The organism is Streptomyces sp. HUAS 31 (genome assembly GCF_028198125.1).
In the GTDB taxonomy this organism is placed as follows: Bacteria; Actinomycetota; Actinomycetes; order Streptomycetales; family Streptomycetaceae; genus Streptomyces; species Streptomyces chartreusis.
Genome location: NZ_CP116353.1, coordinates 8,203,553 through 8,220,379, shown reverse-complemented (window position 1 = coordinate 8,220,379; position 16,827 = coordinate 8,203,553). Strand labels below are relative to the sequence as shown.

At 71.1% G+C, this 16,827-nt stretch carries 13 protein-coding genes, 3 tRNA genes and 2 pseudogenes; 9 read left to right on the top strand and 9 right to left on the bottom strand.

What is annotated here, in order from left to right; translation table 11 throughout:
- The first annotated feature begins 184 nt into the window (after positions 1 to 184).
- The 6 genes from PGH47_RS36345 (at position 185) to PGH47_RS36320 (ending at position 7,834) form a co-directional block, all read left to right on the top strand.
- Positions 185 to 601 carry an SsgA family sporulation/cell division regulator gene (locus PGH47_RS36345; protein ID WP_271666956.1) on the top strand — a complete coding sequence of 139 codons (417 nt, stop codon included), beginning with the start codon at positions 185 to 187 and terminating at the stop codon, positions 599 to 601.
- A 316-nt stretch (positions 602 to 917) separates the two neighbouring features.
- A complete protein-coding gene (locus PGH47_RS36340) occupies positions 918 to 2,543 on the top strand; it encodes an ABC-F family ATP-binding cassette domain-containing protein (protein WP_271666955.1) in 1,626 nt (541 codons plus the stop codon).
- Positions 2,544 to 2,553: 10 nt separating this feature from the next.
- A complete protein-coding gene (locus tag PGH47_RS36335; RefSeq protein WP_271666954.1) occupies positions 2,554 to 4,821 on the top strand; it encodes an excinuclease ABC subunit UvrA in 2,268 nt (755 codons plus the stop codon).
- Between the two features lie 101 nt (positions 4,822 to 4,922).
- Entirely contained in the window at positions 4,923 to 5,699 is a 777-nt protein-coding gene (gene ddaH / locus PGH47_RS36330; protein ID WP_271666953.1) for a dimethylargininase, read from the top strand.
- Between the two features lie 218 nt (positions 5,700 to 5,917).
- Positions 5,918 to 6,892 carry an acyl-ACP desaturase gene (locus PGH47_RS36325; RefSeq protein ID WP_271666952.1) on the top strand — a complete coding sequence of 325 codons (975 nt, stop codon included), beginning with the start codon at positions 5,918 to 5,920 and terminating at the stop codon, positions 6,890 to 6,892.
- A gap of 102 nt (positions 6,893 to 6,994) precedes the next feature.
- The gene (locus PGH47_RS36320) at positions 6,995 to 7,834 is read left to right on the top strand and encodes a hypothetical protein (RefSeq protein ID WP_271666951.1); all 840 of its coding nucleotides are present in this window, start codon (positions 6,995 to 6,997) and stop codon (positions 7,832 to 7,834) included.
- Positions 7,835 to 7,861: 27 nt separating this feature from the next.
- On the opposite strand, the gene PGH47_RS36315 is transcribed toward PGH47_RS36320, so the two are convergent.
- Positions 7,862 to 7,937 (bottom strand) — tRNA-Trp (locus tag PGH47_RS36315).
- A gap of 89 nt (positions 7,938 to 8,026) precedes the next feature.
- On the opposite strand from PGH47_RS36315, the pseudogene PGH47_RS36310 reads away from it, so the two are divergent.
- Positions 8,027 to 8,569: pseudogene (locus PGH47_RS36310) on the top strand (DUF2201 family putative metallopeptidase); the annotation flags it as partial.
- Between the two features lie 35 nt (positions 8,570 to 8,604).
- Positions 8,605 to 9,238, top strand: a pseudogene (locus PGH47_RS36305) (AAA family ATPase); the annotation flags it as partial.
- 27 nt (positions 9,239 to 9,265) lie between these two features.
- Here PGH47_RS36305 and PGH47_RS36300 read toward each other — a convergent pair.
- The 5 genes from PGH47_RS36300 to PGH47_RS36280 form a co-directional block, all read right to left on the bottom strand.
- The gene (locus PGH47_RS36300) at positions 9,266 to 10,474 is read right to left on the bottom strand and encodes a ribonuclease inhibitor (RefSeq protein ID WP_271666950.1); all 1,209 of its coding nucleotides are present in this window, start codon (positions 10,472 to 10,474) and stop codon (positions 9,266 to 9,268) included.
- Between the two features lie 107 nt (positions 10,475 to 10,581).
- Complete coding sequence (locus PGH47_RS36295) at positions 10,582 to 11,994, bottom strand: SDR family oxidoreductase (RefSeq protein WP_271666949.1); 1,413 nt, start codon at positions 11,992 to 11,994, stop codon at positions 10,582 to 10,584.
- Positions 11,995 to 12,035: 41 nt separating this feature from the next.
- Positions 12,036 to 12,107 (bottom strand) — tRNA-Glu (locus PGH47_RS36290).
- A gap of 10 nt (positions 12,108 to 12,117) precedes the next feature.
- A tRNA-Gly gene (locus PGH47_RS36285) sits at positions 12,118 to 12,191 on the bottom strand.
- Between the two features lie 82 nt (positions 12,192 to 12,273).
- A complete protein-coding gene (locus PGH47_RS36280; RefSeq protein WP_176574620.1) occupies positions 12,274 to 12,528 on the bottom strand; it encodes a WhiB family transcriptional regulator in 255 nt (84 codons plus the stop codon).
- 272 nt (positions 12,529 to 12,800) lie between these two features.
- Between PGH47_RS36280 and PGH47_RS36275 the strand changes: the two genes are divergently transcribed.
- On the top strand, positions 12,801 to 13,592 hold the full coding sequence (locus tag PGH47_RS36275; protein WP_271666948.1) for a VOC family protein: 792 nt from the start codon (positions 12,801 to 12,803) through the stop codon (positions 13,590 to 13,592).
- Positions 13,593 to 13,614: 22 nt separating this feature from the next.
- Here the strand turns inward: PGH47_RS36275 and PGH47_RS36270 are convergent, their stop codons facing one another.
- From PGH47_RS36270 to PGH47_RS36260, 3 genes are all read right to left on the bottom strand, one after another.
- Complete coding sequence (locus PGH47_RS36270; RefSeq protein ID WP_271666947.1) at positions 13,615 to 14,652, bottom strand: LacI family DNA-binding transcriptional regulator; 1,038 nt, start codon at positions 14,650 to 14,652, stop codon at positions 13,615 to 13,617.
- 194 nt (positions 14,653 to 14,846) lie between these two features.
- Positions 14,847 to 15,782 (bottom strand): ornithine cyclodeaminase family protein, encoded by a 936-nt coding sequence (locus tag PGH47_RS36265; RefSeq protein WP_271666946.1) that lies wholly within the window; start codon positions 15,780 to 15,782, stop codon positions 14,847 to 14,849.
- 14 nt (positions 15,783 to 15,796) lie between these two features.
- Entirely contained in the window at positions 15,797 to 16,783 is a 987-nt protein-coding gene (locus tag PGH47_RS36260; RefSeq protein ID WP_271666945.1) for a multicopper oxidase domain-containing protein, read from the bottom strand.
- Between the last annotated feature and the right edge of the window lie 44 nt (positions 16,784 to 16,827).

Genomic DNA, 16,827 nt, shown 5'->3' with positions numbered 1-16,827 from the left:
TGGCCACACCCGCCACAGCCGACCTTCCGGTCACGCAAGGACGAAGGCCCCACTCCCGTGCATGAAGGCGGTGACAGAGGTCACTCGCCCTCCGGGTGCACGGATTCGCCGATTCCGTCGTCTCTACCAGTGTCCCGTCTCGTCCACCCGGATGTTCGTCCAGCCGTCGCAAGGGAGCAAGGCGTTGTCCACTGTCATCGAGCAGCCCGTCGAGGCCCGCCTCGTCGCCGCCGCGCCGCGGATGCAGAGCATTCCGGCCACTCTGCACTACGACCGGAGCGACCCCTTCGCCGTCCGGATGACCTTCCCCGCCCCGGCCACCCTGGAGGGTGTCGAGGTCTGCTGGACCTTCAGCCGGGAGCTGCTGGTGGCCGGCCTCGAAGGCCCCGAGGGCCACGGCGACGTCCGGGTGCGGCCGTACGGCTTCGACCGGACCGTCCTGGAGTTCCACGCACCCGAGGGCACCGCGGTCGTGCACATCCGCAGCGGTGAGGTGCGCCGCTTCCTGAAGTCGACGAGCGACCTGGTGCCACTCGGCCTGGAGCACCTCCAGCTCGACCTGGACCGCGACCTGGCGGAACTGATGCGGGACGCCTGCTGAGGCGCCCCGCCGGGCTCACCCGTCGACAAGGGCCCCGCACCGGGTCCCGCTTAATCACGTTGACACCGTCGATGCCCCCTCGTACGGTGTATATCGGTCCTGTTGCCGTCGATTGGAGAAGGACGTTGCTCGTCTGAGGTCTGAGACACCGCGTCACACCTGAAGTGTGTGTACGCCGCGTGCGACCTCGGCGTTCGAGCCGTCCCTCACGGAACAGGGCTTTTCTCATGCCCAGGGCCCCTCGCCGCCCGTTGGTCGCCGGTGTCTCGATACGCGTTTGCCCCTGATCGTTTCGAGCAACCGCGGAGGCGCCCTTATGCCTACTTCCATCAGCTGTACCTCCCTCTCCTTCGCCTGGCCCGACGGCACCGCCGTCTTCGAGGGTCTGGACGTCGCGTTCGGTCCCGGCAGGACCGGGCTCGTCGGCGTCAACGGGTCGGGAAAATCGACCCTGTTGAAGCTCGTCGCCGGGGAGCTCACCCCGGTCGACGGTGTCGTGCGCGTCGCGGGCGAGGTCGGCTACCTCCCGCAGAACGTCACGCTCGACACCGTCCTGAAGGTCGACGAGGCCCTCGGCATCGCCGACAAGCGGGCCGCGCTGCACGCCATCGAGGCGGGCGACGTGGCCGAGGAGCACTTCGAGACCGTCGGCGACGACTGGGACGTGGAGGAGCGCGCCCTCGCCACCCTCGGCGAACTCGGGCTCGGTCACGTCGAGTTGGACCGCACGATCGGCGAGGTGTCGGGCGGCGAGTCGGTGCTGCTGCGGCTTGCCGCGCTGTTGCTGCGCCGCCCCGACGTCCTGCTGCTGGACGAGCCCACCAACAATCTCGACCTGTACGCACGCAGGCGGCTGTACGCGGCCGTCGAGTCCTGGCCGGGGGTGATGGTGGTGGTCAGTCACGACCGTGAACTCCTGGACCTGGTCGACCAGATCGCCGATCTGCGCTCCGGGGAGATCGCCTGGTACGGCGGCAACTACTCGGCGTACGAGGAGGCGCTCGCCACCGAGCAGGAGGCGGCCGAACGAATGGTGCGGGTCGCCGAGGCCGACCTCAAGAAGCAGAAACGCGAACTGGTCGACGCCCAGGTCAAGTTGGCCCGCCGCAAGCGGTACGGCCAGAAGATGTGGGACCAGAAGCGCGAGCCGAAGATCGTCATGGGGGCGCGCAAGCGCGCGGCGCAGGAGTCCGCGGGCAAGCACCGGATCATGCACGAGGAGAAGCTCGCCGAGGCCAGGGAACGGCTCGACGACGCGGTGGACGCAGTACGGGACGACGACGAGATCCGTGTCGACCTGCCGTACACGGCCGTACCGCCGGGCCGCGGTGTGCTGACGCTTCGCGACCTGGAGCTGGTGTACGGCGCGCGGGTGGCCGGCGGTCTCGATCTGCACGGTCCGGAGCGGATCGCGCTGATCGGGCGCAACGGCTCGGGCAAGACGACGCTGCTGCGCACGATCGCCGGTGAGCTGGCGCCGGTGGCGGGCGAGGCGACGGCGCACGTCCCGCTCCGGTTCCTGCCGCAGCGGCTGGACGTCCTCGACGACGAGCTGTCGGTCGCCGAGAACGTGGCCCGGTTCGCGCCTGGCGCCACCAACAACCGGATCCGGGCGCGCCTTGCCCGCTTCCTGTTCCGGGGCGCCCGCGCCGACCAGCGGGCGGCGACGCTCTCGGGCGGCGAACGCTTCCGCGCGGCGCTGGCCGCGCTGATGCTGGCGGAGCCCGCGCCGCAGCTGCTGATGCTGGACGAGCCGACGAACAACCTGGACATGGCGAGCGTGCGGCAGCTCACCACGGCCCTGGAGTCGTACGAGGGGGCGCTGATCGTGGCCAGTCACGACCTGCCGTTCCTGGAGTCGATCGGCATCACGCGCTGGCTGATGGTGGAGGAGGGAGAACTGAAGGAAATCACGCCAGAAGCTGTCGGGTATCCCGCCTAGCTTCGGGGGCATGCCCGAATTCACGCCCCAGTTCATCACCATCACCGGAGCGAGCGAGAACAACCTCAAGGACGTCACCCTCCGCATCCCGAAAGGCCGGCTGACCGTGTTCACCGGCGTTTCGGGATCGGGGAAGTCGTCGATCGTCTTCGACACGATCGCGGTGGAGTCGCAGCGCCAGCTGAACGAGACGTTCACCTGGTTCGTCCGCAACCGGCTGCCCAAGTACGAGCGCCCGCACGCGGAGTCCCTCCAGGACCTCTCCCCCGCGATCGTCGTCGACCAGCGGCCGATCGGGGGCCACTCCCGGTCCACGGTCGGCACGATGACCGACATCCACCCGGTGATGCGGGTGCTGTTCTCCCGGCACGGCAACCCGAGCGCCGGGCCGGCGACCGCCTACTCGTTCAACGACCCGTCCGGCATGTGCCCCGAGTGCGACGGCCTCGGGCGGACGGTACGGCCGGACTGGGACCGCATCCTCGACCCCGACCGGACGCTCGCCGACGGCGCGGTCCGCTTCCCGCCGTTCGCCGCGCACACCTGGCAGGGACAGGCGTACACCAACAGCGCCGACCTCGATCCGCACACGCCCGTCGGCCGGTTCACCGCCGCCGAGCGGGAGTTCCTGATGCGGGGCCGCCCCGGAAGCAAGGTCACCGTCAACGGCTCCGGCGGTACGTGGACCACCGACTACGAGGGCCTCGCCACCCGCTTCGAGCGGCTGTATCTGAAGCGGGACCTGTCGGCGATGAGCCAGAAGACCCGCGACCTGGTGCGGGAGTACCTCGTGGAGGGCACCTGCCCGGCCTGCGACGGCGCCCGCCTGAACGCCGCGGCGCTGGCGACCCGGATCAACGGCCTGGGCATCGCCGACTGCGCGCGTATGCAGATCACGGACCTGATCACCGCGCTGGCGGACATCGACGACCCGGTCGCCGGGCCGGTCGCACGGGCCGCCGTCACCGCCCTCGAACGCATCGAAGCCATCGGCCTCGGCTACCTCAGCCTCGACCGTGAGACGGCCTCCCTGTCCGGCGGCGAGGGACAGCGCCTCAAGACCGTGCGGCACCTGGGCTCCAGCCTCACCGGCATGACGTACATCTTCGACGAGCCCAGCGTCGGGCTGCACCCGCGTGACGTCGGCCGGCTCGGTGATCTGCTGCTGCGGCTGCGCGACAAGGGCAACACCGTGCTGGTCGTAGAGCACGACCCGGACGTCATCGCGCTCGCCGATCACGTCGTCGACATGGGGCCGGGGGCCGGCGCCGGCGGCGGACGGGTCGTGTTCGAGGGCACGCCGGACGAACTCGCCGCGTCCGGCACGGTGACCGGACGCTGCCTGCGGCGCCGTACGACGCTCAAGGAGGACGTACGGCAGGCGCGCGGCGGGCTGTGGGTGAAGGGTGCCGACCGGCACAACCTGCGGGACGTCACGGTCGAGTTCGCGACCGGCGTGCTCACTGTGGTGACCGGGGTCGCCGGATCCGGAAAGAGCACGCTGGTCCGGGAGTTCACCGCCGCCCACGCCGACGCGGTGGTCGTGGACCAGTCGTCGATCGGGATCTCCGGACGGTCGACGCCGGCGACGTACCTGGGGATCATGGACACGGTACGGAGGATCTTCGCGCGCGGGACGGGCGCCGACGCGGGCCTGTTCAGCTTCAACTCCGCCGGCGCCTGCGGCACCTGCGAGGGCCGCGGGATCATCCTCACCGACCTCGCGTTCATGGACCCGGTGACCACGACCTGCCACGACTGCGAGGGGCGCCGCTTCAAGGACGAGGTGCTGCGGCTGACCGTGGACGGCAACTCCATCGCCGACGTCCTGGCGATGACGGCGGACGAGGCGCTGGCGGCCTTCGAGGACCAGGGCGTACGGCGGCGTCTGCGGGCGCTTCGGGACGTGGGGCTGACGTACCTCACGCTCGGGCAGCCCCTCTCGACGCTCTCCGGCGGCGAGCGCCAGCGGATCAAGCTGGCGACGCGGCTGCACCGCACCGGGGCGGTGTACGTCCTGGACGAACCGACGACCGGGCTGCACATGTCGGACGTGCACGGGCTGCTCGGTCTGCTGGACCGGCTGGTCGACGCCAGCAACACGGTGGTGGTCGTCGAGCACAACCTGGACGTGGTGGCGCACGCCGACCGGATCATCGACCTCGGCCCGGACGGCGGCCGCGCCGGCGGACGGGTGATCTTCGAGGGAACGCCACGAGAGCTCCTCGAAGTCCGCGACTCCTTCACCGCGGCGCATCTCAGGAGGGCCACAGCCTGACCCGGAGGGTTTTGTACGGGCGGGTGGGCCCTGCATCATGGCGGGTCGGTGCACCCTGCATCATGGGCGCCGAACCCTGCCACCGATCCGGAGATCCCGTCGTGCCCAGCAAGAAGGCCCTCGTCCGCCGCCCCAGCCCGCGCCTCGCCGAAGGGCTGGTCACGCACATCGAGCGGGAGAAGGTCGACCTCGATCTCGCGGTCGAGCAGTGGGAGGCGTACACCGAGGCCCTGCGCACGCACGGCTGGGAGACGATCGAGGTCGACCCGGCCGACGACTGCCCCGACTCGGTGTTCGTCGAGGACACGGTCGTGATGTACCGCAACGTCGCGCTGATCGCCCGCTCCGGCGCCGAGTCCCGGCGCGCGGAGACCGCGGGCGTCGAGGAGGCCGTCGCCTCGCTCGGCTGCTCCGTGAACTGGATCTGGGAGCCCGGCACGCTGGACGGCGGCGACGTGCTGAAGGTCGGCGACACGATCTACGTCGGCCGGGGCGGGCGCACCAACGCGGAAGGCGTCCAGCAGCTGCGGGCCGTGTTCGAGCCGCTGGGCGCGCGGGTCGTCGCGGTGCCCGTGAGCAAGGTGCTGCACCTGAAGTCGGCGATCACGGCACTGCCCGACGGCACGATCCTGGGCCGCATCCCGCAGCTGGACGCACCGTCGCTGTTCCCGCGCTTCCTGCCGGTGCCTGAGGAGTCCGGGGCCCATGTGGTGCTGCTGGGCGGGGACAAGCTGCTCATCGCCGCGAGCGCGCCGAAGACGGCGGAGCTGCTCGCCGACCTCGGCCACGAGACCGTGCCGGTCGACATCGGCGAATTCGAGAAGCTCGAAGGTTGTGTGACTTGCCTCTCGGTCCGAATGCGGGAACTGTACGTCTGACCGGCTGAACGAGTCGCCTCTTCAGCCCTGGGACCTGCGGCTCCCGGGGCTGCCGGCAGTCCCGTGAACTTCCGGTGGCAGGGCAGCTGATCAGCGGTCTTTACATCGCTCTTAACCTACGGCTTCGTAACCTACGGGTTCGTAGCCTACGATCCCGTAGGTTCCGGCAACCGCTCGCCGGTCACCATTCCTGTGTTGCGCGTCCCCCTGGAGTTCCCGTGACGATCACTTCCCCTCACCTCGGCAGCTCTGCCGGCTGGACCGACGCACGTCTGCTGTACGCGCTGGAGGAAGTGGTCGAGAAGGAACTCAACCGGCACCTGAAGGTCGCCAAGGACTGGATGCCGCACGAGTACGTCCCGTGGTCGGACGCCCGCAACTTCCCCGGCTTGTTCGAGGACGGCGAGTCCTGGGACAAGGAGCAGTCCAAGGTCACCGAGATCGGCCGCATCGCCCTGGTGGTGAACCTCCTCACCGAGGACAACCTGCCGAGCTACCACCACGAGATCGCCTCGCTCTTCGGCCGTGACGGCGCCTGGGGCACCTGGGTGCACCGCTGGACGGCCGAGGAGGGCCGCCACGGCATCGTGATGCGCGACTACCTGCTCGCCTCGCGCGCCGTGGACCCGGACAAGCTGGAGCAGTTCCGCATGGCCCACATGAGCGAGGGCTTCGAGTCGGACAACAGCCACTCGATGCTGCACTCGGTCGCCTACGTCTCCTTCCAGGAGCTCGCGACCCGCATCTCGCACCGCAACACCGGCCACCAGTCCGGTGACCCGGTCTGCGACCGCATGCTGGCGCGCATCGCGACCGACGAGAACCTCCACATGATCTTCTACCGGAACCTGCTGAAGGCCGCGTTCGAGATCGCCCCCGACCTCACCATGCAGGCCGTACGCGACGTCGTGGTCAACTTCCGCATGCCCGGCCACGGCATCCCCGGCTTCGAGCGCGCGGCCGCCCAGATGGCCATCGGCGAGGTCTACAACATGCGCATCCACCACGACGACGTCCTCGAGCCGGTCCTGCGCTTCCTGAAGATCATGGAGATCGACGGTCTCGGCCCCGAGGGCCAGAAGGCCCAGGAGGAACTGGGTCTGTTCATGGGCGGACTGAACGCCGAGGCCACGAAGTTCGACGAGAAGCTCGCGGCGCGCAAGGCCCGCATGGCCGCGCGGGCGGCCGGCTGACCGCCGAGTCCCACGGTCACCGACGGCCGGCCCGCCGCACAGCGGGCCGGCCGTCGCTTTTTCCTGTGCGCGTCGGCCCTGGCCTGCGGCATCATGCTCGCCATGCGTGAGAACAGCAGGGTGGAGCAGGCCGTCGGCTTCCTGCTCCACCTGGTCGATGCGGAGACAGCCGAGCGGGTCCGGGCGCGCACCGGGCTGCCCGGGCCGGAGGACCCGAGGACGTCCCGGCTGCGGCTCACGCGCGCGTGGACGTGGGCGCGGTGCCTGCCGTCCTCCGTGGCGCTGTGGATCCTGGAGAACGACGATCCGGCGCTCAACGCCGTGATGTGGAACCACCTCGCCGACGACGCGGGACTGCGCCGGGCGGTCGCCCGTGGCGTGCCCTTCGGAGCCGGCCGCACCGGTCCCCTGCACGTCGACCGGGCAGTGCGGGAGCAGGAGCCCGAGGTGCCCGACAGCTACGTCCGCCACGGCCTCGTGGGCGCGCTGCGTGCCGTCACGTCGATGGGCCAGGCGCGCGCCGCCGCGTCCATGGTGCTGACGGCCGAGGACTGGTGGACGGTCGGGGAGGCCGATCTCGACCGTCCGCTGCCCGGTTACGCCCGCTGGGCGCTGTCGGTGCGCCCGGACTGCCCGCCCCTGGTGCGCGCGGGGTTCGGCTCGCACGCCAAGTTCACCCATCGCCTGCGGGAGGCGGGCATCGTCGACGGCCCGGCCGAGTACGCGACGGCCCACGGGCCCGCCGTCGACGTCCTGGAGGTCCTGGCGATGGGACACCTGCTGTTCCCCGCGCGCGTCCACGAGGCGCAGGACGCCCTGCGGCCGCTCGTGCGGGACCACTTGGGCGACCGCGAGGAGGCCTGGGCGGTGCTGGCGCAGCTCATGGAGACGTTCCACGGCAGGACGCCGGAGCTGGTGATGACAGCGGGCGCGATCGACTGACGGCACCCGGCCGCTCGCCGTGAGGGGGGCGGGGCGGCTGGATTCGAACCAGCGTGCTCTGGTTTTGGAGACCGGCGCGCCTGCCTCTGCGCTACGACCCCGCCCTTGATCCCCGAGCGTAATGCGTTGGCCCGTTGTCAGTGGGCGCTGCTACCAATGAGGTCTGGGGGAAATTCGGTACGGGGGCTCGTCATGGCGTACGGAGAGCGGGGGCGGCGTGTCCCTGTGGTCGACCTGAACGACCGCAGGGCGCTGGAGCATCACCGGCCGGCGGACCCGGCGACGGTGGAGGAGGCACGCCGGCTCAAGGAGGCCGCGCTGCTGGACTTCGGCCTGACGGAGTCGGCGGTGGCGTCCTGGCTGTACGCGAAGTGCCACCACCAGATCCCGACGACCGCGGTGGACACGGCGGCCGTGGTGGCCTCGGGCGACGGCACCTGCCTGCTGCTGTACAACCCCGGCTTCTTCGTCGGACTGGGCCTGGACGGCGTGAAGTTCGTGCTGTTCCACGAGGCCCGGCACCTCGTGCACCGGCATCTGTTCACCGACGCGGAGCTGCGCGAGGACCCAGTGTTCGAGCTGGCCTGCGAGGTCTCCATCAACCACGTGGCCCTGATCCGGCTCGGCAGAGAGCAGTTGCCGCTGCTGGAGGGCCGTCCGACGGGAGTCGACCCCCGCGAGGTGTACGCCGCCTACCGCGCGGACCTGACGGCGCACGGCCTGGAGCCGGTGCCGCGACCTGTGCGCGCCGATCCCTTCGGCCGACGGGACGGGCCCAGATAGCCGTCCAGAACCCGCCCTACCACCTGGGCCGCAAGCTGCTGGTCGCGCGGAACAACATCGCCCGGGCGACCCGGTTCACGGCATCCCTGGAGGTCCCGGCCCGAGGACATCCCGGCGAACGAGTGGCTCCTCGCGCACTACGGCCAGGACGCCGAGACGGTGCTCGAGTGGTGGAAGCACGACATCGACCACGACGGCCGCGCCTGGATCACCAAGCGCACCCTGGAGCGGCTCATCAAGCTGCACCGCCGCGGCCTCCCTCTGGAGATGGCCACGGTCTATCTGGGCGACGGCGAATACGCCCCGGTACCACTGACGGCTCTCATGGACCGCCTCAGGGGCCGCCCGGTCACGGGCCTGCGTGAACTGGCCCGCGACGCAGCCGCCTGGGAGTCCCGTCTACGCCGCGCCGCCGAGACCTCGGCCGAGGGCACGGACGACACGGACGTCGTCCACCAGATCCTGGCCAACGCGGAGCTGTCCCAACTGAAGAAGCACCGAGCGGTGGTGGCCCGCTTCGTGGCCCTGCTGCCGCCGAAGCTGAGGGCGACGTATCTGGTGGGGGCGTCAGAGAGACAGCAGCGGTTCTGGACGGAGGTGTTCGTGGGGTTGGGGGGGTGAGGTGAGAGGCGGGGGGCAAACCCCTCGTCAGCCGCCCGGCGCCGGCGGAGCCGTCCGATGCACGCTGCGGACAGCGGCGACATCAGCCGGGACCACCGGCTGAGGAACTCCCGCGCTCAACCCGTCCAACCGCCGCTTGATGCTCCCTGCGATCCCCTGTCCCAACACGAACCGGGTGGCCGTGACGGCGATGGACGCGGCGTCGAGCAGCCGATGAGCCTCCCGGCTGCGCATACCGGTGTGGCTGAGCACCAGATGGGCCAGCCGATGTTCCCGCCCCGCGAGCACCCCCGCCATTCCCTCCGCGGCAGCGAGATCGATCCGGTTGTCCACCGCCCCGAGCACCGCCGCCGCCCGCACCCGCCCGAGATCCAGCAGCGTGACACCGGAAGCGACCGCCGCAGTCACCACGCGGGCCATGCCCTGCGGCCCGATGCCGTTGCTGGCGAGGGACAACCGAACGAGCCGCCCGTACGGCGCCCGCTCCAGTGCCTCGGCCAGGCACGACGCCCCCGCGTCCCCCAACCGCGCAGCGGACACGTAGAGCTCGTCGACGGCCCCCGCCTCCACGACGGCGGCCAACGCCCGCGCCCCGTCCGCCCCCAGCGGATTGCCTCCGACGAAGAGCCGCTCGATCCGCCGCCCGTTCCCGGCGGCGGCCAGCAGCGCGTCGGCGAGGACGGCTACGGCACCCGCGTCGAGTCCGGTCTGCACAAGGTCCAGCGTCCGCAACGACCGTGCGGACTCGACGATTTCGGCGGCAGCCCGCCCGCCCCCGCCGCCCAGCGGATTCCGCTTGAGCCAGACACCGGTCACCACCTGCGGCGACGCCCGCAGCTGATCGGCGATCCGGCAGGCCCCGCCCGCGGTGATCCCGTTGCAGCCGAGGTACAGCGTCTCGACGTCCGTGGCGGTCCCGGCGACGGCGGCGGCCCCTTCGTCGCCCAACCCGTCGGTGCCGAGCAGCAGATGCCGTACGGGAGAGGGGCCTTCGGCCAGGGCGCCGGCGACGAGGGCGGCGCCCTCCGCGCCCAGCCCCTGCTTGCACAGGTCGAGTCGCCCGTCGGGCAACGCCGTACCAGCGGCGAAGTCCAGCCGCTCCCCGGCGGGCCGACCGGCACGCAACCACTCCAGCAGGGGGCCGAGTTCAGCGATCGGCCGCGGCACGACGGACGGCACACCGGCGAAGGCCGAAGCCCCCTCTGCCCGCACCACGGGTCCGTCCCCCTCAACCACCGAACCCTCCCCCTCAACCACCGAACCCTCCCCCTCAACCACAGGCCCGGCCTCCCGTTCCCGGGCCGAACCGGACCCCTCGTCCACCGCCGGACCGGCCTCCTCGTTCACCACGCCGCCTCCCGGTAGTCCTTGAGGAACACCCCGGACACCGGATCCCCCGCCTCGCCCCGCACGATCGGGTCGTACACCCGCGCCGCCCCGTCCACGATGTCCAGCGGCGTACGGAAACCGGCCCCTGCCATACGGGTCTTCTTCGGCGCCGGGTTCTCGTCGGTGATCCAGCCGGTGTCGACGGCGCACATGTGCACGCCCTGCTCGGCGAGTTCGGCGGCGCTGGTGCGGGTGAGCATGTTGAGGGCGGCCTTGGCCATGTTGGTGTGCGGATGGCCCGCCATCTTGTTGCGGACGGCGAAACGGCCTTCCACCGCGGTCACGTTGACGACGTAGCGCCGGGGGTTCGGCGAGGCCAGCAGCAGCGGCAGCAGCCGGTCGCAGAGCAGCGCGGGCGCCAGCGCGTTGACCAACTGGGTCTCCAGCACCTCGGCCGGGTCGAGGTCGCCGAGCCGGGCGGACCAGGAGTTCTCCGGGGACGGGTCGGGCAGCAGCCCGGCCTCGTCGGCCTCGCGCAGGGCGACGGGCGGGGACGCGGCGCCGCTCTGAAGCATCCGCATCGGCGTGAACCCGGGCGCCCGCCGAGCGCCGTCGGGCAGCGCGTCGTACTCGCCGGCGGCCAGCAGGGCGTACGACTCCACGGGCCGCCGCACCGTCTGCGCGGCGTTGTTGACGAGGATGTCCAGCGGCTCGCCCTCCTGCCGCAACTCCTCGCAGAAGCCGAGGACTTGGCGCGGGTCGCGCAGATCGACGGCGACGACGGTGAGCCGGTCGAGCCACTTCTCGCTGCCGGGCGCCTCCTGGAAGCGGCGCACGGTGTCGTGCGGGAAGCGGCTGGTCACCAGCAGTTCGACGCCGTCCCGCAGCATCATCAGCGCAAGCTGGAACCCGATCTTCACCCGGCCGCCGGTGACCAGGGCGCGGCGCCCGCCCAGGTCGGTGCTCAGGGCGCGCCGGGACCGGTTGTCGGCGGCGCAGCGCGGGCACAGCCGGTGGTAGAAGGAGTCGACCTGTCGATAGGACGACTTGCAGATGTAGCAACCGCGCGGCTTGCGATAAACGCCCGCGTCGCCGACCGCTTCGTCGACGGGGACCAGCGGTGCGTCCTCACGCCGGTCGACAGCGCCCGTCGAGGTCGCGGCCATCGCCGCCGCGTCCGCCGCCGACGCCTGCGCGTCCCGCTCCTTGCGTCGCCGCAGCCGTCCGTCCCGGGCGAAGGACGCGGCGACCTGCTCGGCCCGCAGCCGCACCGGGTCGTCCACGGACAGCGCCCGCAGCCGTCCGACCGTACGGTGAAACGCGTCGAGCTCGTCCTGGCCGATACCGGAGCCGGAGCCCGAGTCGACAGCGGCACCGGAGCCGATATCGATGCCGGAGCCAGTGCCGTCCGCACCCGCGTCGCCCATGTTCCCCGCCCGAATCCCCGCCGGTACCCCACGCCTGTACGGGGCCCCGGCCGGATTCGAACCGGCGTATCCGCCTTGAGAGGGCGGCGAGTCTGCCTCTGCTCCACAGGGCCCACGGACGCAGCCCGGGAATCGGATTCGAACCGATGTCTTTCGCCTGGGCAAGGCGAGTGCGCCTGCCTCTGCGCTACCCCGGGTGCGCCCCCGGATCCTAACCGCCGCCCGAACCCCGCCCGCACCGAATTTCCCGCTCGCCACGAAACCGCCGGGACCCGGGGTTCAGCGCGACGTACGCCTGAGCTCCAGTCGCTCCTTCTCCGACAGGCCGCCCCAGACGCCGAAGCGTTCGTCGTTGTCGAGGGCGTACTCCAGGCAGGCGGAGCGGATCGGGCACATGCCGCAGATCCGCTTCGCCTCCCGGACGGAGCTTCCTGGTTCGGGGAAGAAGAAGTCCGCCCCGGTCTGTGCGCACAACGCCTCCTCCTGCCAGGTCAGGTCGGGCGAGGTGATCATCGCGATCGTGTCGATGTGCATGCGCAGGATCGTGCCGGGCGGCGAAAAACGTTCGATCAACGCGGGATCAACGCCGCGTCGCAGGGCCCCCGGCCGACTCGATGCTCCTCTTCGGCGCTCCGCGGCGCACGGCGGCGCGCGGAAGCGGAAGAAAACTACGAGACGCCTGACGGTCACTGTCAGTGACAGTACGGCGGTCCCGGCAGACGGCGGTGTTCCGGCAGCGATTGTCAGTGGGCGGTGCAAGACTCGGCAGTGCAGCAGACAGCGGGACCCTTCCGAGGAGGGCGATGATGCTCACCACCCGTTTCGTCACCGGCGCGCCGAACTGGATCGACCTCACCACACCCGACATCCAGAGCGCCGGTTACTTCTACGGCGGTCTGTTCGGCTGGCGTTTTCAGCCGGGCGGGCCCGAGACCGGCGGTTACGGCCTCTTCCAGCTCGAGGGGAAGACGGTGGCCGGCGGTATGCAGACGACCGAGGATCAGGGGCCGCCGTCCTGGACGGTGTACTTCCAGACGCCGGACACGGACGCCACCGCGAAGGCCGCGGAGGAGGCGCACGGCTCGGTGCTGATCCAGCCCATGGACGTGCTGGACATGGGCCGCATGGCCGTCCTCGCCGACAAGGCGGGCGTCCACTTCGGCCTGTGGCAGCCCGGCACCAACAAGGGCCTCGACGTCGTCCAGGAGCCCGGTTCGCTGTGCTGGCTGGAGCTGTACACGGCGGACGTGCCGGCCGCAGCGGGCTTCTACAACGCGACGCTCGGCATGGAGACCTTCGCCCTCGACTTCTACGGCGGCACGTACACGACCTTCAGCCCCGGCGGCCAGGGTGAGGACGCCATGTTCGGCGGGGTCGTCGACAAGGCGGACGACCCGGCGGAGGCGCAGAGCCCGCCGTACTGGCTGCCGTACTTCGAGGTCACCGACACGGACGCGACGGTCGCCAGGGCCCAGGAGCTGGGCGGCACGGTCCGCATGCCCGCCACGGACCTCCCCGACGTCGGCCGTATCGCCAAGCTCACCGACCCCTACGGCGCCCGCTTCGCGGTGATCAGGAGCGCGCCCGCGCGGAGCTGACGGGACGGCGCCAGGGTTCGGCCTACGCGGAGGCGCGCCGTATCAGCGTGGTCGGCAGCACCACGCTGGACGGCGCGGCCGCGATGCCCTCGTCGGCGGCGTTGCGTTCGAGGCCGCGCAGCAGCAGCCGGGCCATCAGCCGGCCCATCTCCTCTATGTCCTGACGGATCGTCGTGAGCGGCGGTTCGGTCTGCTCCGTCACCGGCAGCATGTCGTCGAAGCCGATCACGGCGACGTCGTCCGGCACCCGCCGCCCGGCCTCCCGCAGCACCCGCAGCGCTCCGGCCGCGGTGAGGTCGTTGGCGGCGAACACCGCGTCCAGGTCCGGGCAGCGGGTCAGCAGTTCGCGCATCGCCCGCTCCCCGCCGGCCGGAGTGAAGTCGCTCTCGACGATCAGCCGGGGATCGGCGTCGACCATGACGTCCCGGTATCCGTCGAGCCGGTCCACCGCCGAGGTCTGGTCGAGGGCGCCGGTGATGTGCGCGATCCGGGTGCGGCCGAGGCCGACGAGGTGCCGTACGGCGTCGCGGGCGCCGCCGCGGTTGTCCACGTCGACGTAGGCCACCCCGCGCCCGTCGCCGCTCCAGCCGGGCCGTCCGCCGAACACGGTGGGCACTCCGGCGCGCTGGATCAGTTCGGGCAGGGGGTCGTCGAGGTGCAGGGAGAAGACGAGCGCCCCGTCGACATGCCCGCCGGCGAGGTAGCGGCCGACGCGGGCGTGGTCGTCCCGGCCCTCCGTGAGGAGCAGTACGAGCTGGTTGTCGTGGGCCGTCAACTCCTTGCTGATGCCGCGCAGTTGCAGGGCGAAGAAGGGGTCGGCGAAGACACGGCTCTCGGGTTCGGCGACGATGACCGCGATGGCGTCGTGGCGCCGGGTCACCAGGCTGCGGGCCGCCTGGTTCGGCACATAGCCGAGTTCTTCCACGGCCTTGCGGACCCGCTCGACGAGCGGCTCCCTGACTCCGTCCCCGCCGTTGACGACGCGCGACACGGTGGCCCGCGAGACCCCGGCCCGCTCGGCGACGGCCTCCAGAGTGGGGCGCGGGGCTGTACCGGTCACTGCGCGGCTCCTCATCGACGGTTGCCGATCAGGATAGCCCTGCCGTGAGCTGCGCGTGAGAGCGCTCTCGTCCCGCCGGGATTCCGTACGCCCCGTGCTGGGTGTCCTGCGCGCGGCCACACCCGCCACGAGGCCGACCGGGAGTGGGGCTCGCCCGGCTTCCCGCACCGGGGAAGCTCGGCACGAGCGGCCTTTCACGCCAACAGATCGACCCGCCGCCCCACGCCCTCCCGCTCCGCCGCCCCGTACGCCGACCACGCCAGCGCAAGGTCCTGCCAGGGAAGTCCGACCGGCGCGTAGACGCTCCGGCTTGCGGCGCTCGCCCGCCCCGGACGGTCGCCCCGCAGGACGTCCGCCAGCTCGGCGTCAGCAGCAGTCGAGGGCAGGCCGGCGGCCGCCAAAGCGCCGGTGCTCGCGGCGAGTTCGCGGTCGTCCACCACGAGGAGCGCGGCGCGCAGCAGATCGGCGGCGAGCTCCTGTTTGCCGGGCTCGTCCGCGCCCAGGCTCGTGAAGTGCTGGCCGTCCCGGGTGTCCGACAGCCGCAGCAGGGGCTCACGGGCCCAGGTGGCCAGCAGTACGGTGTCGGCGGCCGCCGCGACCTCCTGCGCCGAGGCCGCCGTCCGGCCGGCGTGCCGTACGGCGAACTCCTCGGCCCGTCCGGCGTCCGTGTCATGGACGACGAGGTCGCTCCAGGGCCGTAGTTCGGCAAGTCCGCGCAGCGTCAGTTCCGCCTGGGCGCCCGCGCCGACCACCCCGAGGACGTCTCCCGGTCCGGCCAGCGCATGCGTCCCCAGGGCCGCCGCGAGCCCCGTGCGCCATGCCGTCACCGTGGCCGAGTCGAGCAGCGCGAGGAGTTCGCCGTCCTGCCCGCTGTGCAGGCAGATCACTCCGCGCAGGGCGGGCCGGGCGCCGGGGAACTTGGCGTTGACCTTCACCGTGTACGCCTCGATGCCCGGCAGGACGCCGGGGATCAGGGCGGTGGCCGTGCCGGGGAACGGCAGGTCGGTGCGCACCCGCTGCCCGGCGACCGTGGCGTCCCGCGCCCGCAGGAAGCCGTCGTGCAACGCCTCCAGGCAGGCCCCGGGTGCCAGCACCGCTTCCAGGTCGCCGCGTGTCAGAACAAGAGTCACCCGTCCATGATCCGTCAGTGCTCGTGCGCGGACCCCGAGGCCGTCCCATGAGCGTGTTCGTGCGGCTCGTAGCCGGGAATCGTGCCGTCCGTCTTCTTCACCAGGAAGAGCCCCACCATCCCCATGTCGGAGTGGCTCTGCACATGGCAGTGATACATCCACGCACCGGCTCCGACCCCTTCGCCGGCGATCACCTGGAAGCCGAACGAGTCCGCGGGGCCGACGATCTTGTTGTCGATGACCTGGCTGGGGTCGTCGGGGCCGGTGAGCATGCCCGTGCGGTTGTCCGCCCAGCGGTGACCGTGCATGTGGAAGGTGTGGTAGTACTCGCCGTGCGTGATCATCACGATCTCGACCCGATCGCCCACCGTGGCCTCGAAGTTGGGGCCGGTGTGCGCGGGCTTGTTGTTGATGAGCATGTCGTTGAAGACGATCGTGTGGGTCGCGTCCGGGAGGATGTCGCCCTTGCGCCGCACGATCACCGGCCCGTACAGGCCCTTGCGGATGCCGACGGTGCCGTGCTCGGTGCCGACGACATGGTCGTGGTAGTGCCAGTAACCGGCGCTGCCCGCCCGCCAGGTGCCGTCCTTGCGGCGGCCGGGGGCGTGGGTGCGCCAGGTGTAGGTGCGGGTGCCGCCCGGCTCGACGTCGCTCTTGTTCATCTTCGTTCCGTCGCTGCTGATCTCGTAGTCGAGGCCGTGGACGTGCAGGCTCACCGGTATGTCCATCGTGTTCTCGAACTCGATGTGCAGGGTGTCGCCCTCGTTGACCTCGATCAGCGGCCCGGGGATGCTCGCCTTGCCCTTCTCCAGGCCGTAGCCCATCTGCCCGTCGGCGAGCTTCTCGGCGTACAGCTTGAGATGTCTGACCTCGCCTCCGGCCGGGGCGGTCCTCGGTGGTGTGTCAGCGCCGACGGCCTCGGGTACCGATGCCAGCGACAACGATGTCGCGACGGTGGCGCCGCCCAGCAGTACACGTCTGTTGAAGCTGCGTCTGTCCATGCCGAACTCCCCACGGCGGTACGGAAATTACGGGGATGAACCGC